At 72.7% G+C, this 21,706-nt stretch carries 19 protein-coding genes and 1 pseudogene; 9 read left to right on the plus strand and 11 right to left on the minus strand.

Features of this window, described 5'->3' with window-relative positions; all coding sequences use genetic code 11:
- Nucleotides 1-119: 119 nt before the first annotated feature.
- The 3 genes from rho to EAO76_RS47285 are packed head-to-tail and all read left to right on the plus strand — an operon-like array spanning nucleotide 120 to nucleotide 2,105.
- The gene (gene rho / locus EAO76_RS12950) at nucleotides 120-1,283 is read left to right on the plus strand and encodes a transcription termination factor Rho (RefSeq protein WP_148836076.1); all 1,164 of its coding nucleotides are present in this window, start codon (nucleotides 120-122) and stop codon (nucleotides 1,281-1,283) included.
- 1 nt (nucleotide 1,284) lies between these two features.
- A complete protein-coding gene (locus EAO76_RS47280) occupies nucleotides 1,285-1,818 on the plus strand; it encodes an aldo/keto reductase (RefSeq protein WP_316248333.1) in 534 nt (177 codons plus the stop codon).
- Nucleotides 1,818-2,105, plus strand: a complete 288-nt coding sequence (locus EAO76_RS47285; RefSeq protein ID WP_316248334.1) for an aldo/keto reductase — start codon at nucleotides 1,818-1,820, stop codon at nucleotides 2,103-2,105. Before EAO76_RS47280 ends, EAO76_RS47285 begins: the two co-directional genes overlap by 1 nt.
- A gap of 60 nt (nucleotides 2,106-2,165) precedes the next feature.
- On the opposite strand, the gene EAO76_RS12960 is transcribed toward EAO76_RS47285, so the two are convergent.
- The 5 genes from EAO76_RS12960 to EAO76_RS12980 form a co-directional block, all read right to left on the minus strand.
- Nucleotides 2,166-3,527 carry an NAD(P)/FAD-dependent oxidoreductase gene (locus EAO76_RS12960; protein ID WP_148836077.1) on the minus strand — a complete coding sequence of 454 codons (1,362 nt, stop codon included), beginning with the start codon at nucleotides 3,525-3,527 and terminating at the stop codon, nucleotides 2,166-2,168.
- Nucleotides 3,528-3,659: 132 nt separating this feature from the next.
- Nucleotides 3,660-4,001, minus strand: coding sequence for a hypothetical protein (locus EAO76_RS12965; protein WP_148836178.1), 342 nt, complete (start codon nucleotides 3,999-4,001; stop codon nucleotides 3,660-3,662).
- Nucleotides 4,002-4,030: 29 nt separating this feature from the next.
- Complete coding sequence (gene ctaD, locus EAO76_RS12970; RefSeq protein WP_148836078.1) at nucleotides 4,031-5,761, minus strand: cytochrome c oxidase subunit I; 1,731 nt, start codon at nucleotides 5,759-5,761, stop codon at nucleotides 4,031-4,033.
- A 252-nt stretch (nucleotides 5,762-6,013) separates the two neighbouring features.
- Nucleotides 6,014-6,757: a glucose 1-dehydrogenase gene (locus EAO76_RS12975; RefSeq protein ID WP_148836179.1), complete on the minus strand. Its 744-nt coding sequence runs from the start codon at nucleotides 6,755-6,757 to the stop codon at nucleotides 6,014-6,016.
- A gap of 209 nt (nucleotides 6,758-6,966) precedes the next feature.
- Complete coding sequence (locus EAO76_RS12980) at nucleotides 6,967-9,189, minus strand: NADP-dependent isocitrate dehydrogenase (RefSeq protein WP_148836079.1); 2,223 nt, start codon at nucleotides 9,187-9,189, stop codon at nucleotides 6,967-6,969.
- A gap of 49 nt (nucleotides 9,190-9,238) precedes the next feature.
- Between EAO76_RS12980 and EAO76_RS12985 the strand changes: the two genes are divergently transcribed.
- On the plus strand, nucleotides 9,239-9,550 hold the full coding sequence (locus EAO76_RS12985; protein ID WP_262375430.1) for a peptidoglycan-binding domain-containing protein: 312 nt from the start codon (nucleotides 9,239-9,241) through the stop codon (nucleotides 9,548-9,550).
- Here the strand turns inward: EAO76_RS12985 and EAO76_RS12990 are convergent.
- On the minus strand, nucleotides 9,498-10,253 hold the full coding sequence (locus tag EAO76_RS12990; RefSeq protein ID WP_148836081.1) for an alpha/beta fold hydrolase: 756 nt from the start codon (nucleotides 10,251-10,253) through the stop codon (nucleotides 9,498-9,500). The genes EAO76_RS12985 and EAO76_RS12990 overlap by 53 nt on opposite strands.
- A gap of 329 nt (nucleotides 10,254-10,582) precedes the next feature.
- On the opposite strand from EAO76_RS12990, the gene EAO76_RS12995 reads away from it, so the two are divergent.
- Nucleotides 10,583-11,434, plus strand: coding sequence for an MHYT domain-containing protein (locus EAO76_RS12995; protein WP_148836082.1), 852 nt, complete (start codon nucleotides 10,583-10,585; stop codon nucleotides 11,432-11,434).
- Nucleotides 11,435-11,582: 148 nt separating this feature from the next.
- On the opposite strand, the gene EAO76_RS13000 is transcribed toward EAO76_RS12995, so the two are convergent.
- On the minus strand, nucleotides 11,583-12,011 hold the full coding sequence (locus tag EAO76_RS13000) for an ATP-binding protein (protein ID WP_148836083.1): 429 nt from the start codon (nucleotides 12,009-12,011) through the stop codon (nucleotides 11,583-11,585).
- A 322-nt stretch (nucleotides 12,012-12,333) separates the two neighbouring features.
- On the minus strand, nucleotides 12,334-12,600 hold the full coding sequence (locus EAO76_RS13005) for a GlsB/YeaQ/YmgE family stress response membrane protein (protein WP_148836180.1): 267 nt from the start codon (nucleotides 12,598-12,600) through the stop codon (nucleotides 12,334-12,336).
- Between the two features lie 219 nt (nucleotides 12,601-12,819).
- On the opposite strand from EAO76_RS13005, the gene EAO76_RS13010 reads away from it, so the two are divergent.
- Together EAO76_RS13010 and mgtA are read left to right on the plus strand one after the other, a co-directional pair.
- Nucleotides 12,820-13,176 carry a metalloregulator ArsR/SmtB family transcription factor gene (locus EAO76_RS13010; RefSeq protein ID WP_262375431.1) on the plus strand — a complete coding sequence of 119 codons (357 nt, stop codon included), beginning with the start codon at nucleotides 12,820-12,822 and terminating at the stop codon, nucleotides 13,174-13,176.
- Nucleotides 13,169-15,847 (plus strand): magnesium-translocating P-type ATPase, encoded by a 2,679-nt coding sequence (gene mgtA / locus EAO76_RS13015; RefSeq protein ID WP_148836085.1) that lies wholly within the window; start codon nucleotides 13,169-13,171, stop codon nucleotides 15,845-15,847. Before EAO76_RS13010 ends, mgtA begins: the two co-directional genes overlap by 8 nt.
- An 11-nt stretch (nucleotides 15,848-15,858) precedes the next feature.
- Here mgtA and EAO76_RS13020 read toward each other — a convergent pair whose 3' ends face one another.
- Complete coding sequence (locus EAO76_RS13020) at nucleotides 15,859-16,443, minus strand: TerD family protein (RefSeq protein WP_148836086.1); 585 nt, start codon at nucleotides 16,441-16,443, stop codon at nucleotides 15,859-15,861.
- 139 nt (nucleotides 16,444-16,582) lie between these two features.
- Nucleotides 16,583-17,374, minus strand: coding sequence for an ABC transporter ATP-binding protein (locus EAO76_RS13025; RefSeq protein WP_148836087.1), 792 nt, complete (start codon nucleotides 17,372-17,374; stop codon nucleotides 16,583-16,585).
- 153 nt (nucleotides 17,375-17,527) lie between these two features.
- Between EAO76_RS13025 and EAO76_RS13030 the strand changes: the two genes are divergently transcribed.
- Nucleotides 17,528-18,529, plus strand: coding sequence for an ABC transporter substrate-binding protein (locus EAO76_RS13030; RefSeq protein WP_148836088.1), 1,002 nt, complete (start codon nucleotides 17,528-17,530; stop codon nucleotides 18,527-18,529).
- Nucleotides 18,530-18,592: 63 nt separating this feature from the next.
- On the opposite strand, the gene EAO76_RS13035 is transcribed toward EAO76_RS13030, so the two are convergent.
- Nucleotides 18,593-19,765, minus strand: a complete 1,173-nt coding sequence (locus tag EAO76_RS13035) for a M20 family metallopeptidase (RefSeq protein ID WP_148836089.1) — start codon at nucleotides 19,763-19,765, stop codon at nucleotides 18,593-18,595.
- A 148-nt stretch (nucleotides 19,766-19,913) separates the two neighbouring features.
- On the opposite strand from EAO76_RS13035, the pseudogene EAO76_RS13040 reads away from it, so the two are divergent.
- Nucleotides 19,914-21,485 (plus strand): annotated as a pseudogene (locus EAO76_RS13040) (condensation domain-containing protein); the annotation flags it as partial.
- Nucleotides 21,486-21,706: the final 221 nt, after the last annotated feature.

A 21,706-nucleotide genomic window follows, 5' to 3' on the forward strand; every position in this document is an offset into this window, starting at 1 on the left:
CCGGTTCGGGCCCGGCTCTCCCCCGCCCGGACTTTCCCGCCCGTCGTGCGCGGCGTGATCCCTTCCGCCCGCACCGTCCGGCACCTTCGTTCGCCATGTCCGCGAAAGGACCGTCCTCCATGACCAGCACTCTTGAACACCCGCTCCTGCACCGGGAGTCGACCACCGAGGAAGCCGAAGGCGTCCTCGACACCACCCACCAGGGCAATGGCGTGCTGCGCGTCCGGGGCGGTCTCGCCTCCCCCGGCGACGTGGCGGTCCCGGCCGCCCTGATCCGCCGCCACGGCCTGCGCCGGGGCGACCTGGTCGAGGGGTTCTGCGACCGGCCCCGCGCCCTGTCCACCGTGGAGCGGGTCAACGGCCTTCCCCCGCAGGCGCTTCGCGGCCGGCCACACTTCCGCGACCTCACCCCGCTCCACCCCCGGCAGCGGCTGCGGCTGGAGACGCCGTCCGGAGGTGCCGCGCTGCGTCTCGTCGACCTGGTCGCACCGATCGGCAAGGGGCAGCGCGGGCTCGTCGTCGCCCCGCCCAGGACCGGCAAGACGGTGCTGCTGCAGCAGATCGCCGCCGCCGTCGCCGCCAACCACCCCGAGTGCCACCTGATGGTGGTACTGGTCGACGAACGCCCCGAGGAGGTCACCGACATGCGCCGCTCCGTGCGGGGCGAGGTGCTCGCCTCGACGTTCGACCGGCCGGCGAAGGAACACATCGCGCTCGCCGAACTCGCGGTCGAGCGCGCCAGGCGGCTGGTCGAGCAGGGCCGGGACGTCGTCGTCCTGCTCGACTCCCTCACCCGTCTGTGCCGCGCCCACAACAACGCCTCCGCCGCGGGCGGACGCACCCTCAGCGGCGGCGTCGACGCGGCCGCCCTGCTCGGCCCCAAGCAGCTCTTCGGCGCCGCGCGACTCGCCGAGGAGGGCGGTTCCCTCACCGTCCTGGCCACCGCGCTGGTGGAGACCGGCTCCCGCGCCGACGACTACTTCTTCGAGGAGCTGAAGAGCACCGGCAACATGGAGCTCCGGCTCGACCGCGCCCTGGCTGACCGGCGCGTCCACCCGGCCGTGAACATCCCCGCTTCCGGCACCCGGCGCGAGGAACTCCTCGTGCCGGAAGGCGAGTTGCGCGCGGTACGGGGGCTGCGGCGCGCGCTGCTCACCAGGGATCCGCAGTCCGCCCTCGAAACGCTGCTCGACCGGCTCCGCCGCACACCGGACAACGCCGCGTTCCTCCGCGCCGTCCCGGGCGCCCGGGTCCATCCGGAAGGCACCGGGCCGGCGCAATGACATGGCCGGGCCGTCGCACGACGCGCCCCACGAACGCAGGGCGAGCAGTCATCTGGAGTTCCGCCGGCCCGGCCGCAGCGGCCTGACCATCAGTGGGATCGCTCACGGAAACTGGCTCACCCACGGGTCCCCGGTGGAGGAGGACACGGCCGCCGCCTGCACCCGCGCCGCCCTGGCCGCCGGAACCACCACCTTCGACACCTCGGACGTCCACGCCGGGCCCCGGGCCGAGGCCGTCCCGGGCCGGGCTCCCAAGGGCGAACTCCACGAGGGAATCGAGGTGTTCACCGAGGTCTGCTTCCCGACCGGTCCCGGACACAACGACCGGGGACTCGCCCGCAAGCACATCATGGAATCCATCGACAACTCGCCGCGCCGCCTGCGGACGGACTACGTGGACCTGTACCAGGCCCACCGCCACGACCACTCGACGCCGCTGGAAGAGACCATGGAGGCGTTCGCCAATGTCGTCCGCTCCGGCAAGGCCCTCCACATCGGCGTTTCGGAACGGACACCAAGGGCGGCGCGGACGTGATGGCCGACTGGCTGCGCGACGAGGTGCTGGAGCGCGTCCAGCGCCTGCGGCCGCTCGCCGACGGCGCCGGTCTCAGCCTGGCCCGGCTCGCGGTGGCGTGGGTGCCGCAGAACCCGAACGTCTCCGCCACGATCATCGGCGCGTCCAGGCCGGAGCAGGTGACGGAGAACGCCGGGGCGGCCGGTGTGACGCTCGACGCGGAGCTGCTGAAGGGGATCGACGACATCCTGGACCCGGCGGTGGAGCGGAACCCCGCGCTGACGGCGGGACACGCGGGCGACAACTGACCGGACCGGCCTCCGTCCCGGCACCGGTCGCCGCCGGTGCCGGGACGGAGGGCCGCGGGTTCAGGTCCCGGTGTGCAGCGCGGCGGTGTGCTCGCGGACCTGGGCCGGGGTCAGATAGGCGTCCGTGTACTCGAAGTCGCGCAGCTTGGCCGGGTTGCGGGACTGGAAGCCGGTACGGACGAAGTCGTCGCCCGCGACGGCGTTCAGCACCCAGTTGGTCATGACCCGCGCCTTGGCGACGTTGGTCCGCAGCGCCGACCAGTGGTAGCCGCGGGCGACGGCCTGTGCGGCGATCCCGTGCATCTCGACGCCGAGCGGCTTGGAGACGGCGTCCTTGCCGCCGAGGTCCACGACGAGGCCGAGGTCCTTGTGGACGTACGGCTTCAGCGGCTGGTTGCGCAGCGTCGCGATGAGGTTGTCGGCGGCCCGGCGGCCCTGGCGCATGGCGTGCTGCGCGGTGGGCGGGCAGACCGCCCCGTCGCCCTTGCTGAGGTCCGGCACGGCCGCGCAGTCGCCGAGCGCGAAGACGCCGTCGAAGCCGGGCAGGCTCATCTCGGCGGTCACGGCGAGCCGGCCGCGCACCGTCTCCGCGTCGAAGGTGGCGACGAGCGGGCTCGCGGCGACCCCGGCCGTCCAGATCAGGGTGCGGCAGGGCAGCACCCTGCCGTCGGTGAAGGTGACCGTCTCGGCGGTGGCCTCGGCGACCGAGACGCCGAGCGACACCTCGATGCCCCGGGCGCGCAGCACCTCCAGGGCGCTGCTGCCGAGCTTGTCCCCCAGTTCGGGCATCAGCTTCGGGGCGATGTCGATGAGGTGCCACTTGATCAGCTTCGGGTCGAGCCGGGGGTAGCGCTTGATCGCGTTGCTGGTGAGGCGTTGCAGGCAGGCGGCCGTCTCGGTGCCCGCGTATCCGCCGCCGACCACCACGAACTGCAGGCGCGAGGCCCGCTCGTGCTCGTCGTGGCTGGCGTCGGCGAGGTCGAGCTGGGCGATCACGTGGTCGCGCACGTACGCGGCCTCGGCCAGGGTCTTCATGCCCCGCGCGTGGTCCAGCAGGCCGGGGATGTCGAAGGTGCGGGTGATGCTGCCGGGGCTGAGCACGATGTAGTCGTAGGGCTCGTAGACGATCTCGTCGGTGATCTTGCGGATGACGCAGATCTTCGCCCTGGGGTCCACTCCGATGGCCCCGCCGGGAATGATCCGGGTGCGGTGCTTCTGGCTGCGGCGCAGCGAGAGGGCGACCGACTGCGGGGTGAGCACACCGGCCGCCACCTGGGGCAGCAGGGGCAGGTAGAGCTGGTACGAGAACGGGGCGACGAGCGCGATCTCCGCCTCGCCGGGGATGAGGCCGCGCTCCAGACGGCGTACGCATTCCACTCCGGCGAATCCGGCGCCGACAACGAGAATTCTGGGTCGTGCCACGGTCTTCGTCCCTTCTCGGGCCTGCACGGTCGTCCGTTCGCCTGCCACGTCGCACGCGCACGTCGTCACTCATCCTTACGAGTCGGCGCGGACTTCGCCTGCTGGGGACGGCGGACGGACGACACCGCGCGATCAGCGGAACAGCAGGGCGAGCGCCGCGCAGGTGCCGCCGGCCGCGGCGACGAGCACGACGCCGGTGGCCACGCAGCGCGTCCTGAGCCTGCGGTAGCGCGCCTCGTACTCGCCGCGCAGCGCGGTGGACCTGGTGGCGATCCGGGTGAGCGCGGCCCGTGACGCGGCGAGCCGGTCGGCCGTGTAGGCCCGTTCCACGTCCTCGCGCTGGGCGGTGGTGAGCCAGGGCAGCCCGTCGGTGAAGCGGGCCGCCCGGCGGCGGGCCTCCTCGACCTCGGCGCTCCACAGCAGGTAGCCCTGCAGTCGTGCCAGTCCGCGGGCGGTGTCCTCGTCCGGGTCCACTCGTTCCTCCCCGTCCCGGGACGCCGTGCTCACGTCCGGGTGTCCCCCGGGATGCCGGTCGTCCCGCCGCCGGGGCGGTTGAGGGCCTCGTCGAGCGCGCGGAGCGAGGGGTGGTGCAGGTCGAAGGCCGGGGATTCGGAACGGATCCGGGGCAGGGTGAGGAAGTTGTGCCGCGGCGGCGGGCAGGAGGTCGCCCACTCCAGCGAGCGGCCGTAGCCCCATGGGTCGTCGACCTCGATCTTCTTGCCGTACTTGGCGGTCTTCCACACGTTGTAGAAGAACGGCAGCATCGACAGGCCGAGCAGGAACGAGGCGATCGTCGAGATCGTGTTCAGCGCGGTGAAGCCGTCCGCGGCCAGGTAGTCGGCGTAGCGGCGCGGCATGCCCTCGGCGCCGAGCCAGTGCTGCACCAGGAACGTGCCGTGGAAGCCCACGAACAGCGTCCAGAAGGTGATCTTGCCGAGCCGCTCGTCCAGCATCTTGCCGGTGAACTTCGGCCACCAGAAGTGGAATCCGGCGAACATCGCGAACACCACGGTGCCGAAGACGACGTAGTGGAAGTGCGCGACGACGAAGTACGAGTCCGAGACGTGGAAGTCCATCGGGGGCGACGCCAGGATCACCCCGGTCAGACCGCCGAACAGGAAGGTGACCAGGAAGCCGATCGACCAGAGCATCGGGGTCTCGAAGGACAGCGACCCGTGCCACATCGTGCCGATCCAGTTGAAGAACTTCACCCCGGTCGGTACGGCGATCAGGAAGGTCATGAACGAGAAGAACGGCAGCAGCACGGCGCCCGTGACGAACATGTGGTGGGCCCACACGGTCACGGAGAGGCCCGCGATGGCGATCGTCGCGCTGATCAGGCCGACGTAGCCGAAGATCGGTTTCCGGCTGAAGACCGGGATGATCTCGCTGACGATGCCGAAGAACGGCAGGGCGATGATGTACACCTCCGGATGGCCGAAGAACCAGAAAAGGTGCTGCCAGAGCAGTGCGCCGCCGTTGGCCGCGTCGAAGACGTGGGCGCCGAACTTGCGGTCCGCCTCCAGCACCAGCAGGGCCGCGGCGAGGACCGGGAAGGCCATCAGGACCAGCACGGCGGTCAGCAGGACGTTCCAGGTGAAGATCGGCATGCGGAACATCGTCATGCCGGGGGCGCGCATGCAGATGATCGTGGTGATGAAGTTGACCGAGCCGAGGATCGTGCCGAAGCCGGAGAAGGCCAGACCCATGATCCACATGTCGCTGCCGATGCCCGGCGAGCGGACCGCGTCGGTCAGCGGGGAGTAGGCGAACCAGCCGAAGTCCGCCGCCCCGTTCGGGGTGAGGAAGCCGGCCACGACGATGATCGAGCCGAAGAGGTACAGCCAGTAGGCGAACATGTTCAGCCGCGGGAACGCCACGTCGGGCGCGCCGATCTGCAACGGCATGATCCAGTTGGTGAATCCGGCGAACAGCGGCGTCGCGAACATCAGCAGCATGATCGTGCCGTGGATGGTGAACGCCTGGTTGAACTGCTCGGGCGACACGATCTGGATTCCCGGGCGGGCCAGTTCGGCGCGCATGACCAGGGCCAGCACCCCGCCGAGGACGAAGAAGGCGAACGACGTGACCAGGTAGAGCGTGCCGATCGTCTTGTGGTCGGTGGTGGTCAGCCACTTGACGACGACGTTCCCCGGTTCCTCGGCGTGGACCGGGAGCTCGTTCGCGTACGTCTCCTCCGCCCCGGTTTCCCCTGCTGTGCCCGTCGTCGTCACTGGGACGCTCCTTCGATCGTCGTGCGCCGGTGGGCCGGGCAACCCGGCAGGGGCGCCCGGCCCACCCGGCCGGCCCGCGGACCGGCCCACGCGCGTCACCCCGTATTCCAGGTGCAGCAAATCAGCCGTGCGGCGGCCGTGCGCGGCCCTGCGCCCGCCGTCGCACGACTTTCACCCGTCAGGGCGCCGCCGGACGCGGGGGGTGTCCGGGGTGTCCGCGACCGGTGCCGTGACCGGTCCGCCGGGCGACGCTCAGGCCAGTCCGCCCGTCGCCCGTACGTTCTGCCCCGTGAGCCAGCGCCCGTCGTGGCCGACGAGGAAGGCGACCACGTCGGCCACGTCGGCGGGCTCCCCCAGCCGGCGCAGGGGGGTCATGCCGACGACCGTCTCCAGTGCCTGCGGCGGGTTGGCGGCGCGCAGCATGTCGGTGTCGGTGGCGCCGGGCGAGACGGTGTTGACGGTGATCGAGCGGGGGCCGAGTTCGTGGGCCGCCACGGCGGTGAGCTGTTCGAGCGCGCCCTTGCCCGCGGCGTAGGCGGAGATGCCGGGGCCCGGTCGCACGGTGTTGGCCGTGGAGATGTTCACGATGCGTCCGCCGTCGCGCATCCGCAGGGCGGCGTGGCGGATCGTCAGGAAGACCGCCCGGGTGTTGACCGCCATCACCCGGTCGAAGAGCTCCGGTTCGGTGTCCGCGATCAGGGCCGGGGCGGGGCACAGGGCGGCGTTGTTCACCAGGATGTCCAGCCCGTCGAACTCCTCCTCGGCGATCGCCATCAGCCGCTCCGCGCCGTCCGGGTCCGCGAGGTCCTGCCGGACGGCCCGCGCCTCGCCGCCGTTCTCCCGTACCGTGCGGACGACCTCCTCGGCCGCCTCGTCGTCGGTGGCGTAGTTGAAGACCACGCGCGCCCCGTCGCGGCACAGCCGCTCGACGACGGCGCGTCCGATGCCCCGCGATCCTCCGGTGACCACGGCGTTCTTGCCTGTCAGCCCTGTCAGCACGGTTCCTGCCCTTCCACGGCGGTCCGGTCGGTCCGGGCAAGCGAACCTACCGGCCGGGGCTGCGCCCCGTAACCGGTTCGCGCGGATCGCCCGGCACCGGCCCGGGACACGGAAGAGCCCCGGCCGGGCGTGGTGCCGGCCGGGGCGGAGGGAAGGGGTGCCGCGTCGGCCGCACCCCTTCCACTGCTGTTCGCGCAGTCGTCGCGTCAGCCGATGGAGGAGATGGCCCGGACGAACGTCTCCGAGGGGCGCATCACGGCGGCGGCCTTGGCCGGGTCGGGCTGGTAGTAGCCGCCGATGTCGGCCGGCGAGCCCTGCACCGCGATCAGCTCGTCGACGATGGTCCGCTCCTGCTCGGCCAGCGTCTTCGCGAGCTCGCCGAAGGCCTGCGCGAGCTGCGCGTCCTCGGTCTGCTGCGCCAGCTCCTGGGCCCAGTACAGGGCCAGGTAGAAGTGGCTGCCGCGGTTGTCGATGCCGCCCAGCTTGCGGCTCGGCGACTTGTCCTCGTTGAGGAAGGTGCCGGTCGCGCGGTCGAGCGTGTCGGCGAGGACCTTGGCACGCGCGTTGCCCGTGGTCGTCGCCAGGTGCTCGAAGCTGGCCGCGAGCGCGAAGAACTCGCCCAGGCTGTCCCAGCGCAGGTAGTTCTCCTTGACGAGCTGCTGGACGTGCTTGGGCGCGGAGCCGCCGGCACCGGTCTCGAACAGGCCGCCGCCGTTCATGAGCGGGACGACGGAGAGCATCTTCGCGCTCGTGCCCAGCTCCAGGATCGGGAACAGGTCGGTCAGGTAGTCGCGCAGCACGTTGCCGGTGACCGAGATGGTGTCCTCGCCGCGGCGGATGCGCTCCAGCGAGAAGGCGGTCGCCTTCTGCGGCGACATGATCTCGATCTGCAGGCCGTCGGTGTCGTGGTCGGCGAGGTAGGTCTTGACCTTGGCGATCAGCTGCGCGTCGTGGGCGCGGTCCTCGTCGAGCCAGAACACGGCCGGGGCGCCGGTGGCGCGGGCCCGGGTGACGGCGAGCTTGACCCAGTCCTGGATCGGCAGGTCCTTGGCCTGGCACATGCGGAAGATGTCGCCCGCGCCCACGGCCTGCTCCAGGACGACCTCGCCCTTTCCGTCGAGGACCCGCACCGTACCGGTGGTCGGGATCTCGAAGGTCTTGTCGTGGCTGCCGTACTCCTCGGCCTTCTGCGCCATCAGGCCGACGTTCGGGACCGAGCCCATGGTCGACGGGTCGAAGGCGCCGTTGGCGCGGCAGTCGTCGATGACGACCTGGTAGACGCTCGCGTAGCTGCTGTCGGGCAGCACGGCGAGGGTGTCGGCCTCCTGGCCGTCGGGGCCCCACATGTGGCCGGAGGTGCGGATCATGGCCGGCATGGAGGCGTCGACGATGACGTCGCTGGGCACGTGCAGGTTGGTGATGCCCTTGTCCGAGTCGACCATGGCCAGCGCGGGGCCCTCGGCGAGCTCGGCCTCGAAGGCCGCCTTGATCTCGGCGCCGACGTGCGGCACGTCGTCCAGGCCCTTGAGGATGGCGCCGAGGCCGTCGTTCGGGGAGAGGCCGGCCGCGGCGAGCACGTCGCCGTACTTGGCGAAGGTGTTCGGGAAGAAGGCACGGACGACGTGGCCGAAGATGATCGGGTCGGAGACCTTCATCATGGTGGCCTTGAGGTGGACGGAGAACAGCACGCCCTCGGCCTTGGCGCGGGCGACCTGCGCGGTGAGGAACTCGCGCAGGGCGGCGACGCGCATGACCGCGGCGTCGACGACCTCGCCCGCGAGCACCGGTACCGACTCGCGCAGCACGGTGGTGCTGCCGTCGTCACCGGCGAGCTCGATGCGCAGCGAACCGGCCTCGGGGATGACCACGGACTTCTCGGTGGAACGGAAGTCGTCGACGCCCATGGTGGCGACGTTCGTCTTCGATTCGGCGGACCACTTGCCCATGCGGTGCGGGTGCGCCTTGGCGTAGTTCTTGACCGAGGCGGGGGCGCGGCGGTCGGAGTTGCCCTCGCGCAGCACGGGGTTCACCGCGCTGCCCTTGACCTTGTCGTAGCGCGCGCGGACGTCCTTGTCCTCATCGGTCTGCGGGTCGTCCGGGTAGTCCGGAAGCGCGTAGCCCTGCGCCTGGAGCTCGGCGATGGCGGCCTTCAGCTGCGGGATCGACGCCGAGATGTTGGGCAGCTTGATGATGTTGGCCTCGGGCCGCTTGGCCAGCTCGCCGAGCTCGGCGAGCGCGTCCTCGATGCGCTGGCCCTCCTCCAGACGCTCGGGGAAGCCCGCGATGATGCGCCCGGCCAGCGAGATGTCCCGGCTCTCGACGTTGACACCGGCCGTCGAGGCGTAGGCCTGGACCACGGGCAAGAACGAATAGGTCGCCAGGGCCGGGGCCTCGTCGGTGTGCGTATAGATGATGGTCGAGTCAGTCACCCTGTGCTCCGCTCCACGTCTACAACATTGCTTGACATCAAGATATCTCGTGACCGCCCCCGACTCGACAGGACCCCGTCCCCCCGGGCCGACGGCCCGCGTCGCCCCTGCCGGGAGGCTGCCCGACGACGGGGCACCGGCGCTCGGCAGCAGCGGGCCGCAGGTGACCGAACTCCAGTGGCGGCTGGCCCGGCTCGCCCTGTACGACGGTCCGTACGACGGCGTCTTCTCGGCCGCCGTCGAGGACGCCGTGCTCCGCTTCCAGCGGACCCGGGGCCTCGACGATCCGGGCGGCGTCCACGGGGCCGCTACCCGGGAGGCGCTCCGGGCGGAGACGGACGGAAAGGGCCCGGACCGCTGACGGGACCGTACGGCGCCGGCGCGTCCCGGAGGAACGCGGCGACCGCCTCGGTGAACTCCTCGGGCGCCGCGTGGTGGACCAGGTGCCCGACCGGAATGGTGACCAGCCGGCCGCCGGGGACGCGACGGGCCAGCTCGGCGACCCCGTCCTGGGGCACATGACTGCGCGGGCCCCCGGCCACCACGAGGGTCTCGGCGGTGATCCGGCCGAGCAGCCCCGACCACCGGGGGTCGGGCCGGTCGATCTGCCCCCTGATGGCCGGCACCACCGCCCAGTCGAAGTCCAGGTCGCCGTCCGGCCGGGTCGGGACGGTCGGCTCCCGGGGGAGCGGCACCGGGACGTCCTCCAGGACGAGCCGGCCCACCCGCCGGGGGTGTTGCCCCGCGAGCAGATAGGCCACGACGCCGCCCATGGAGTGCCCGACCAGGTCCACCCGGTCGAGCCCCAGCGCCTCCAGGAACCCGGACACGTCGGCCCGCATGAGTTCGAGGGAGTAGTCGCCCGGCCGGTCGCTCCGGCCGTGGCCGCGGAGATCGAGGGCGTGCACCCGGCGGTCGCGGGCGAGGGCGGGCGCCACCGCGTCCCAGTCACCGGCGTTCTCCCCCAGGGCGTGCAGCAGGACGAGCGGGGCGGCGTCCGGCGGGCCCGACACCCGGTAGGCCAGCCGGACCCCTCCCACGTCGACCGAGAGATGATCAGCCATGTCCGGAGGGTATGCGCACGGGCCCCGCGAGGAGCGGGAGTTCACCGTCGGCCGAACCGCCGCTCCGCGCCGTCGGCCGGTGGACACGGCGGGAAGCGCTCGACGCGTGATTTCCCGTCAGATCTCGAAACGGAGTCGTCGGGGATCGGAATGGGTGCTTTTTCCGTGCCGGATATCACATGAAGGAGGATTTAAGGTCGACTGAAGCCTTTCGTGATGATTCGGTTATGCAGGAGGGTAGATTTTCGGCCATCGCATCCGCTTATCGTCATTGGGCGGGACTCCGAAGGGGAGTTCGCGCACGGATCGGGCAAGGGAGGAGCGGAACGATGGCGTCCGCGACCGTGGATGGTTTCAGCCAGGGCTTCGTGACCCCGGTCGCCGGGTTCCTCGTCGCCTGGCTGGGCGGAGCCCTCGGGCTGCGGTGCACGAACCGGTCGATGCACAGCGAGGGCGTCGCGAAGACGGGATGGCTCGCGCTCGGCTCCACGTCGATCGGCGTCGGCATCTGGACGATGCACTTCATCGCGATGCTCGGCTTCAGCGTGGCGGAATCCTCCGTCACCTACGACGGCACGCTCACCGCGGCGAGCCTGGTGGTGGCGGTCGTCGTCGTGGGCGTCGGCGTCTTCGCCGTCGGCTACCTGGGGGCGCGCCGGCCGGCACTGCTGACGGCCGGTCTGCTGATGGGACTGGGCATCGCGGGCATGCACTACCTGGGCATGGCAGCGATGCACGTGGGGTCGGGGATCAGCTACTCCGTGCCCCTGGTGGTGCTGTCCGTGGTGATCGCGGTGGTCGCGGCGACGGCGGCACTGTGGTCCGCGATGTCCGCGTACGGATTCCGCGCGAGCCTCCGGGCGAGCCTGATCTTCGGGGTCGCGGTCGCCGCGATGCACTACACGGGAATGGCCGCGCTGAACGTGGAACTCGGGGAGGGCCACGGGTCGCACGGCGGCGGCGGGATGACGGGCACGGAACTGCTCGTGCCGATGCTGCTGGGACCGGCCGTGTTCCTGGTGGTGGCCGCCGCGGTGGTGATGTTCGACCCCGTCCTGATGCTGGGGGAGGAGTGGGAGGACCGGGGCACCGACCCGTCCTCCGGGGAGCCCGCGGGGAGGGCCGGAAGGCGTACGGCCGGGAGGCGGACGCCCGGAAGGCAGCGGGTGGGCAGGCCATAGGAGGGGAGCGTGGCTCCTTCCGGCGGTGCCGGAGGGGAGCCGCGCCCGGCCGGGCCGGGGCCGTACCGTGCGTCATGCGCGCGGGACGGCCCCTCCCCTGTTGACCCGGCCGGGCACGACGGGAACCCGGCCGGGGCCGGGCCCCGGCTCATTCGATCGCGCCGAGCAGCGCGAACCGGACGATGACACTCTTGCCGGGCCCGTCGCAGGCGGGCTCGGTCCGTACGTCGCCGGAATAGTCGTGCGCGAGACCGGACACCACCGCGAGGCCCTGCCGGGGCGCGAGGTCCTTCAGCGACACCGGACGCGGGTCCTGGTCCCCGACGGAGATCGTGAGGAGATATCCCTCCAGAGCGAGGGAGACCTGTACGTCCGGCGAGAGATCGGCGTGCTGCACGGCGTTGGAGACGAGTTCGGCCACCACCTGGAGGGCCGCGTCGAAGAGGGTGGAATCCGGTGCGATGCCGGCCCGGTGCAGCCACTGGCCGGAACGGTCCCGGGCCGCCTGCACCGATCCGCGGATCGACGGCAGGGCCCAGGAGAGGTGGTCCGGGTGCGCGGGCAGGGGCAGCATCACGCGCGTTCCGGCTCCGTGCCGCGAACCTCGCCCGGGCGGCACGACGCGTACGACGCCCCCTGCCGCGTCCCGACCCGGCACGTCGGCCGCGCCTCCGCACCTGTTGCACGCATCCGTCCGCACCACCCGTCGTCGCTTCGGCGAAGTCGCCCGTCGCGGGAACTCCGCAGAAGTAACGACGGCGGCCGAGCGGTCGGTCACGGCACCGGAGTGCATGATCGGATGTTCGAGAACACGGCACCCGGGGGCGCCGGGCCGGGCGGCGGCGCTTCCACGGGATGCGGGGCCGGCGGGGGCACCGGCCCGGGCAGTGCGCTCCCGGTCAGTTCCGCGAGTTGCCGAAGAGCAGGCGGTAACCGATGAGCAGGACGAGGGAGCCGCCTATCGCCGCTCCCCAGGTGGTCAGGTCGAAGAACTCCTTCTCCACCGGCCGGTCGAAGACGCGCGCCGAGAGCCAGCCACCGACGAAGGCGCCGGCGACGCCGATGAGGGTGGTGCCGATCAGGCCGCCGGGATCGCGGCCGGGAAGCAGGATCTTGGCGATGACTCCGGCGACGAGGCCGAGGATGATCCAGCTGATGATGCCCACGTTCGTCATTCCCCTCATCGGGCCGCACCGGGGCGGGAACGGCCCCGGTCGGCGAGTGCATTGCATGGTTGCGCAACTGTACGGACGATGGTGAGGACGCGGGGCGGGCGGGGGTGGTTGCTCCGCGTCCGCCCCGCGTCCCCGTGCGGCCGGACGGCAGCCGTCGGGCACTGCCTAGACTTGGGCCCGCAAGCGATCCGGGAAGAGGAAGGGGCGACGGTGGAGACGGACGTCGACGGCTTCGAGGACCCGCCTGCCGAGGTGCTCGCGGAGGCTGCCGCGTCCTTCGGACTGCTGGCGTCCCCGGCCCGGCTGCACATCGTGTGGGCGCTGGCCCAGGGCGAGAGCGACGTGACCGGACTCGCGGAGCGGGTGGGCGGCGCGCTGCCCGCCGTCAGCCAGCACCTGACGAAGCTGAAGCTCGCGGGGCTCGTCCGCTCCAGCCGCGACGGCCGGCGGATGGTGTACTTCGTGGACGACCCCGACGTGGTGGCCGTGGTGCGGATGATGGTCGGCCGACTGGCCGCACGCGCCGCCGCCGCGCCGTCGCGCACATTCCGCAGGACCGGTGCCTGAGACCTCCGCGACCGAGGGGCGGGGCCCGGTGGTGCCGTTCCCGTCGCGGACCCTTCCCGCGCCGGCCGGTGCTCCCGGGGCCGACGGCGCCCCGACGGGACCCACCTCGCTCCAGGTGCTGCGCACGCTGGACAGCGGACCCCACGGCCTGACGGACGAGGAGGCCGAGGAGCGCCTGGTCGGGTACGGCGAGAACACCCTGCCCGCCCGGCGGACGGTGTCGTGGCCCGGCCGGTTCCTGCGCAGCCTCCGCGACCCGTTCACCGCGGTGCTGCTCTGCCTCGGGCTGGTGTCCGTGGCCGTCGCGTCCTGGGGTCCGGCCTGTGTGATCACCGTGCTCGTGGTGGTCAGCTGCGCGCTGCGGTCGGCCGGGGAGCACCGGGCCGACCGGTCGATGGCGGGACTGCGGGAGCTGGTGGCGACCACCGCCACCGTGGTGCGCCGCACGGGGCGGGACACGGCCCCTGTGCCGCGCGAGATCCCCGTCGACCAGCTGGTGCCCGGGGACGTGGTCCGGCTCGGGCCCGGGGACCTCGTCCCCGCCGACGTACGGCTGTTGCGCGCGAACAGCCTGAGCGTGAACCAGGCGGCGCTGACCGGCGAGTCGGCCCCGGTCGCCAAGTACCCCGTCGACGCGCCGACCGGGTCCGGGAGCGGGGCGCCGGAGCACGGGCCGTTCGACGAGCCGCAGTCCTGCTTCCAGGGCAGCAGCGTCATGTCGGGCAGCGGCACCGCGGTGGTCGTGGCGACCGGGGCGCGCACCCGGTTCGCCGCCGCGCACGACTTCGTGCACCCGCGCGGCCCGAGCGCCTTCGACCGCTCCGTGCACGGGATCTCCTGGACCCTCATCCGGTTCATGCTGGTGACGCCGCCGCTGGTGCTGATGGCGAACGCCGCCCTGCGCGGCCGGGGCCTGGAGACACTGCCCTTCGCGGTGGCGGTGGCGGTGGGGCTCACCCCGGAGATGCTGCCGGTCGTCGTCACCACCTGCCTGGCCCGCGGCGCGTCGCTCCTCGCCCGCGCCCACGGTGTGATCGTCAGACGGCTGCCCGCGCTGCACGACCTGGGCGCGGTCGACGTGCTGTGCCTGGACAAGACGGGCACGCTCACCCGGGACCGCCCCGTCGTGGTGCGCGGGCTGGACGCCGGGGGGCGGGACGATCCCGAGGTCCTGCGCTGGGCCGCCGTGAACGCCTGGTGGACGCTCCAACTCGCCGACCTGCCCGTCCCCGACGCCCTGGACGAGGCGATCCTCGACGCGGCCGACGCGGCCGACGCGCAGGCCCACGACGGGATCGCGGCCGTGCCCTTCGACCCGGCCCGCCGCCTGTCCACCGCCGTGGTGCGCGTGCCGGGCCGGCTCGGCACGGACACGCTCGTCGTCAAGGGCGCCGTCGAGAGCGTGCTGGAGCGGTGCGCCCTCGACGAGGACCGGCGCCGGCGACTGCTCCGGCTCGCGGCGGGCCGGGCGGACGACGGGCTGCGGCTCCTGGCGGTCGCCATCGCCGAACGCCCCGCCCGGCACCGCCCGTACACCCCCGCCGACGAACGCGGCCTGACCTTCGTCGGCTTCGTCGCCCTGCGCGAGGAACTCGTCCCCTCCGCCGCCGGCGCCCTGCGGGTCCTCGCCGACCGCGGCGTCACGGTCAAGGTGCTCACCGGCGACCACCCGGGCACCGCGGCCCGCGCCTGCCGGGACCTGGGGCTGGACCCGGGAGAGGTGTGCACGGCCGACCGCATCGACGGGCTCACCGAACCCGAGCTGGCCGAGCTCGCCGACCGCACCACCGTCTTCGCCCGCTGCACCCCCGAGCACAAGGCCCGCATCGTCACCACGCTGCGGGCCGCGGGCCGCACCGCGGGATTCCTCGGGGACGGCGTCAACGACCTGCCCGCGCTGCACGCGGCCGACGTCGGGATCTGCCCGCGCGACGCCGTCGACATGGTCCGCGAGAGCGCCGACGTGATCCTGGCCGGCCGCGGCAAGGACCTGACCGCGATCGACCACGCGATCACGGCGGGCCGACACAGCGGCGTCACCATCGCGACGTACCTGCGCATCACGCTGTCCTCGAACCTCGGCAACGTCATCGCCATGCTCTTCGCCGGGCTCCTGCTGCCCTTCCTGCCGATGCTCCCGGCCCAGGCCCTCGTCCAGAACCTGTGCTTCGACGCCGCCCAGCTCACCTTCTCCTACGACCGGCCCGCGCCCGCCGCGCTCAGGGGCCCGACGGCGCTGCGCCCGCGGGACCTGCTCCGCTTCATCACCGGGTTCGGGGCGCTCAACGCCGTCGCCGACCTGGCCACCTTCGGGGTGCTCGCCCTCGCCCTGTACGGGCCCGGGGGCGCGGACGACGAGGCGGTGTTCCACTCGGGCTGGTTCACCGAGAACCTGCTCACCCAGGCCCTGGTGATGGTGCTCCTGCGGACCGGCCGCCGCACTGCCGGGGCCCGCGGCGGCAGCCCGGTCGGCAGGGCGGCGGCCGGACTCGCCGTCACCGGGCTGCTGCTGCCGCTCTCCCCGCTCGGCCCGCCCCTGGGCATGACGGCGCTGCCCGCCCTCTACTACCCGCTGCTCGTGGCGGTGCTCGGGCTGTACGCGGCGGCCCTCGCGTTCGCCGTCCGCCGCCCGGGGAACCGCGACCCGGGGCCCCGGCCGCCGGACGCCTGAGCCGACCGGGACTACTTGCTGATGGCGAAACGCATCAGCGCGTGTTCGCTGCCCTGCTTGATCTTCCCCGTCGTGTTGATCACTTCGAGCTTCCAGGAGTTGCCGACCCGCATGGCCTTGGCCACCGCGCAGCCGTTGTCGGTGGTGAGCAGGCTCGGCCAGATGTCGGCGACCTGCTGGGAGCTGCCGCCCGTCGCGTCGTACACCTTGAAGCTGATGTTGCGCGCCTTCTGGAAGGCGCTGCCCCGCTTGTACGCGGCGGCGACGAACACGATCGACGTGATGTTCTCCGGCAGGCGCGCGAACTCGACCGTCACCGTCTCGTCGTCGCCGTCCCCGCGCCCGGTCTGGTTGTCGCCGCTGTGGAGCAGCGAGCCGTTGCCCATCGGGTCGAGGGAGTCGAGGCCCGCCAGGCGCACCGGGTCCGCGCCCTGCATCGCGATGGCGATCAGGTCCAGGTCCGTCCCGGACTTGCGGCGCAGCATCCCCATCACCCCGCCGCTGCTCCCGGCGGTGGGGTCCCAGGACACCCCTATGGACAGGTGGGTCACCCCGTCCAGGTCCGCCGGGCCGTCTTCCTTCTTGAGCGTAATCATGTGTGGATCATCCCTTTGCTGGCGGTAACGCGACATACAGAGTGTGCCCGGAGCCCCCCGGGCCCCGCACACCCGGTCCGCCCGCCACCGGTCGTGCCCGCCGCCGCGGACGCCGGTGCGGGCGGGCGGCGCCGCCCGGTCAGGCGGGGACGGCCGCCGGGGACGCCACCGGTACCACCACCGGCGATCCGTCCGACGAGGCCGTCAGGATCTCGGCCTCCACGCCGTACAACTCCCTTACCAGCGCGGTGTCGATGGTCTCGCGCGGGGAGCCGCAGGCGAGGACCCGGCCGTCCCGCATGGCGATCAGGGTGTCGGCGTACCGGGCGGCGGCGGCGAGGTCGTGGACGACCATGACGACGGTGCGGCCGTCGGCGGCGATCTGTCGCACCAGGTCCAGGACCTCGACGGCGTGCCCGATGTCGAGCGCGCTGGTCGGCTCGTCGAGCAGCAGGACCGGGGTCTCCTGGGCCAGTGCCATGGCCAGCCAGCACCGCTGCCGCTGACCGCCGGAGAGTTCCTCGACCCGGCGGTCGGCCAGCGCGGCGGTCCCGGTGGCGGACAGGGCGTGCTCGACCGCCCGTTCGTCGTCGCGGGACCACTGGCGGAACAGGCCCTGGTGCGGGTGGCGTCCGTAGCGGACCAGGCCCGCCACCGTGACCGCCTCCGGCGCCTGCGGGGCCTGGGGGAGCAGGGCGATGCGGTGCGCGGCCTCCCGCTGGCGCATCCGCCACACGTCCTCGCCGTCGACCAGCACCCGGCCCGACTCCGGGGCGTGCAGCCGGGCCATCGAGCGCAACAGCGTCGACTTCCCGCAGCCGTTCGGCCCGACGATCGCGACCACGTGGCCCGAAGGCGCCGTCACGTCGACGCGGTCGACGACCGTACGTCCGGAATATCCGGCGATGAGCTGCTCGGTGCGCAGTTCCATCTGGACCGCCCTTTCGAAATGACGAGGGCCCCTTGCTCGATGGGCCTGAGGTAAGGCTAACCTTAGTCATTGCGGCGGGGGTGTTGAGGCGGCTGTGAGCCATCGGCCTGCCCTCCGCGAAGTTCGTACGTTTCCGTGAACCGTGGAGTTCCCATGACCCTGTCCAGCCGTCCCTCCCTGATCCTGCCGCGTCGCGCGGCCCGGGTCGCCGCCGCGATCGGTGCGGCCGCGCTCCTCGTGACCGGCTGCGGTGCGGACTCCGGCGACAAGGACGCCAAAGGGTCCTCGGACAAGGGCTCCGCGGCGTCGGCCACCCGTACCGTGAAGGACGCCACCGGCCGCGCCGTCGAGGTCCCGGCCAACCCCAAGCGGATCGTGACCCTCACTCAGGAGGAGCTCGACGCGGTGCTCGCGCTCGGCGTGAAGCCGGTCGGCATCACCAACGGCCAGGGCCTGAACAAGCCGCCGGCCTACCTCGCCGACAAGGTCGAGGGCATCGACATCGTCGGCAACCTGCTCCAGCCGGTCATGGACAAGGTCGTCGCCGCCAAGCCCGACCTGATCCTCGCCGGCGACATGCAGGACGAGCAGGTCCTCAAGCAGCTGCGCGAGATCACCCCCGCCACCCTCGTCACCATGGCGCCGACCGACGACTGGAAGCTGTCGCTGCGCGGCATCGGCAACGCCCTGAACAAGCTCGACGTGGCCAACAAGGTCATCTCCGAGCACGAGAGCGCCGCCAAGGCCGCGGGCGAGAAGCTCGGCAAGAACAAGGGCGCCGAGGTCTCCATCGTCCGCTGGAACCCGGACGGGCCCAGCTGGATGGAGAACAAGCAGTTCGCCAGCGGCATCGCACTGGAGATGGGCCTGAAGCGGCCCAAGGCGCAGAACAAGGACGGCAACGCGCACACGCCGTCGCTGAGCCTGGAGAAGATCAACGAGATCGACGGCGACTGGCTGTTCCTGTCGACCCTCACCTCCGACGGCGAGCAGGCGCTCAAGGAGGTGCAGTCCAAGGCCGCGTACAAGGAGCTGGACGCGGTCAAGGAGGGCCACGTGGTGACGGTGAACGGCTCCGTCTGGTCGACCCGCGGCGGCCCGCTCGCCGCCGACGAGGTCGTCAAGGACATCACCGAGGCCCTGAGCGGCTCCTGACGCCACGTCATCCGGTGCGGGCCGGCCGTACTCGCCGTACGGCCGGCCCGCGTCCGGCGTGCCTCAGGCGGTGCGCCCGCCGCCCCGGCGTGCCCGGGTGAGGTCCGCGGCCGTCCACGCCATCGCCGTCGCCCCGTCCAGCAGCGCCCGTTCGGCCGCGGGCGAGAGCGCGGCCTCGGCGAAGGCGGCCTCGTGCGGGCCGCAGGCCCCGCCGGTGATGTCGAGCACCGGGTGGATGGCGGGCACCGCGTGCGAGACGTTGCCCATGTCCGTGCAGGCGAACGGGGCCCGCTCCACGGGCTCCGGACGGCCGAGCGCACGGGCGTTGGCCGTCCACAGCCGGATCAGCTCCGGATCGCCCCGGAAGTCCAGGTAGTCGGGCTCGGGGCGTTCCAGGGTCACCTCGCACCCGGTCGCCAGCGCGCCCGCCCGGAAGCACGCCTCCACCCGGTCGCGCAGCTCCGTCAGGTCCTCGGCCGCCAGCGCGCGCAGTTCGTACTCGGCGCGCGTCCGGTCCGGGATCGCGTTGGGGGAGCTGCCCGCCTCCGTGGTGATGCCGTGCACCCGCCACTGCGGCGGCAGTTGCTGGCGCAGCAGGCCGATGGCCACCTGGGCCACGGTCAGCGCGTCGGCGGCGTTGCGGCCCTCGTGCGGATTCAGGCTCGGGTGCGCGGACCGGCCGGTGTACGTCACCGACAGGGTGCCCAGCGCGAAGGACCGGAAGTCGGCGACCTCGAACGGGCACGGGTGCACCATCATGGCGGCGTCGACGCCGTCGAACGCGCCCTCGCGGAGCATCAGCTCCTTGCCCGCGCCGCGTTCCTCCGCCGGGGTGCCCAGCACCCGTACGCGCAGGCCGAGTTCGTCCGCCAGCGGGGCGAGGCCCAGCGCGGCGCCGATCCCGGCGGCGGCGATGAGGTTGTGGCCGCAGGCGTGTCCGAGGCCCGGCAGGGCGTCGTACTCGCAGACCACCGCGACCGTGAGCGGGCCGCTGCCCGCGGTGGCCTCGAACGCGGTGTCCAGCCCGTACGCCGGGGCGGTCACCGCGAAGCCCCGCGCGCCCAGCAGTTCGGCGCACCAGGCGGCCGCCCGGTGCTCGTCGAACGCCGTCTCGGGGTGGCCGTGGATGCGGCGGCTGAGGTCGAGCAGGGCATCGCCCTCCTGTTCGATCCCCTCGCGTATACGGGACTTGACGTCCCGGAGGGCGGGTGCGGTGTCGTCGTGCGGGTCGGTCATCGGCTCCTCTTCCGGTGGGTGCGGTCGCACTGCCCGCGTCGTGAAGTTCACCCGCGGACCTGCCGTGCAAGTATTTAGCTTAGGCTTGCCTAAGTCATTGGCGGCCCGCTGCGCGGCAAGGCTTTCACAACCGAGGAGTTGTCCCCAGATGAACGAGCGTCCGGAGTCGTTCCCCCTGCTCACCGCGCAGAGCGGCATCCACTACGCCCAACAGCTCGCCCCGGGCGGCACCGAGTTCCACACCGCGGACGTCGTGGAGATCGACGGAGCCCTCGACGAGGAACGCTTCGAACGCGCACTGCGCCGCACCGTCGCCGAGGCCGACACCCTGCGACTGCGGATCACCGAGGCGGACGGCACCCCCGTCCAGTACCCCGACCCGGCCCACACCCTCCGGCTGCACCGGATCGACCTGCGCGACCACGAGGCACCCGAGGAGGAGGCCGGGCGCCGGATCGCCGCAGACCTGTCCCGGCCCGCCGACCTCGACGCACCGGACGGCCTGATGACCCAGGCCCTGCTGCGCGTCGGCGACACCTCGTACCGGTGGTACCAGCGCGTCCACCACGTGGCCGTCGACGCCTACGCCCTGACGCTCATCGGCAACCGGGTCGCCGAACTGTACGCGGCCGGCGAACAGGAGGCCCCGGAGTGCCGCTTCGCCCCCCTGCGCGAACTCGTCGCGGAGGAACAGGCGTACCTGGCCGGCGAACAGTACGCCGCCGACCGGGAGTTCTGGACCGGACGGATGGCCGGCGCCGTGCCCGTCACGCTCGCCCCGCCCGCCGGACCCGGCCGGGACGCCGTCCCGGCCGCCCGGCCGCGACGGTACGCCGCCCGGCTGCCCGCCGGCACGGTCACCCGCGCCGCCGAGGCCGTCCGGGCGACCTGGGCCGAACTGGTCATCGCCGCCACCGCCGTCCACCTGCACCGGCTCACCGGCACCCGCGACGTCGTCCTCGGCCTGCCCGTGACCAATCGCCGCAGCCCCGCCGCGCTGCGCACCCCGGCGATGACCGTGAACGTCCTCCCGCTGCGCCTCGCCGTCCGCCCCGAGGACACCGCGGCCGAACTGCTGCGCCGCGTCGTGCTGGAGATCCGCCAGGTCCGCCGCCACCAGCGCTACCCGCAGGCCGACCTGCGCCGCGACCTGGGACTGACCGCCCCCACCGCGCCACTGACCGGACCGATGGTCAACATCAAGCCCCACGACGGCGCCCCGCTCGACCTCGGCGGACCGTCCGGCACCGTCCGCAACCTCGCCGCGGGCCCGGTCGAGGACCTCGCCGTCGGCGCCTGGCCCGGCCCGGACGACACCATCACCCTGGTGCTGGAGGCCGCCGCCGACCGCTACACCGCCGCCGACACCGACCGGTACGGCGCCACGCTCCTGCGCTGCCTCGACAACCTGGCCGCGCTGCTGCTCACCGACCCGCACCGCCCCGTCGCCACCCTCGACCTGCTCGACGAGGACGGGATACGCCGGGTGACCGCGGGCCGCTCCGAGGAGCCCCGCACCACCACCGTCCCCGAGGAGTTCGCCGCACAGGCCGCCCGCACCCCCGACGAGACCGCCGTCCGCTGCGGCGCGGACACCCTCACCTTCGCCGAACTGGACGCCGCCGCCGACCGGCTCTCCCACCACCTCGCCGCGCACGGCGTCGGCCCCGAGACCCCCGTCGCGCTCGCCCTGCCCCGCTCCACCGCCATGATCGCCGCCCTGCTCGCGGTCCTCAAGGCGGGCGGCGTCTGCCAGCCCCTCGACCTCGGCCACCCGCCCGCCTTGAGGACCGCGAGCAGGGCGGCGATCATGGCGGTGGAGCGGGGCCCGCCCTGCTCGCGGTCCTCAAGGCGGGCGGCGTCTGCCAGCCCCTCGACCTCGGCCACCCGCCCGCCTTGAGGACCGCGAGCAGGGCGGCGATCATGGCGGTGGAGCGGGGC

The organism is Streptomyces sp. sk2.1 (genome assembly GCF_008120935.1).
Classification (GTDB): domain Bacteria; phylum Actinomycetota; class Actinomycetes; order Streptomycetales; family Streptomycetaceae; genus Streptomyces.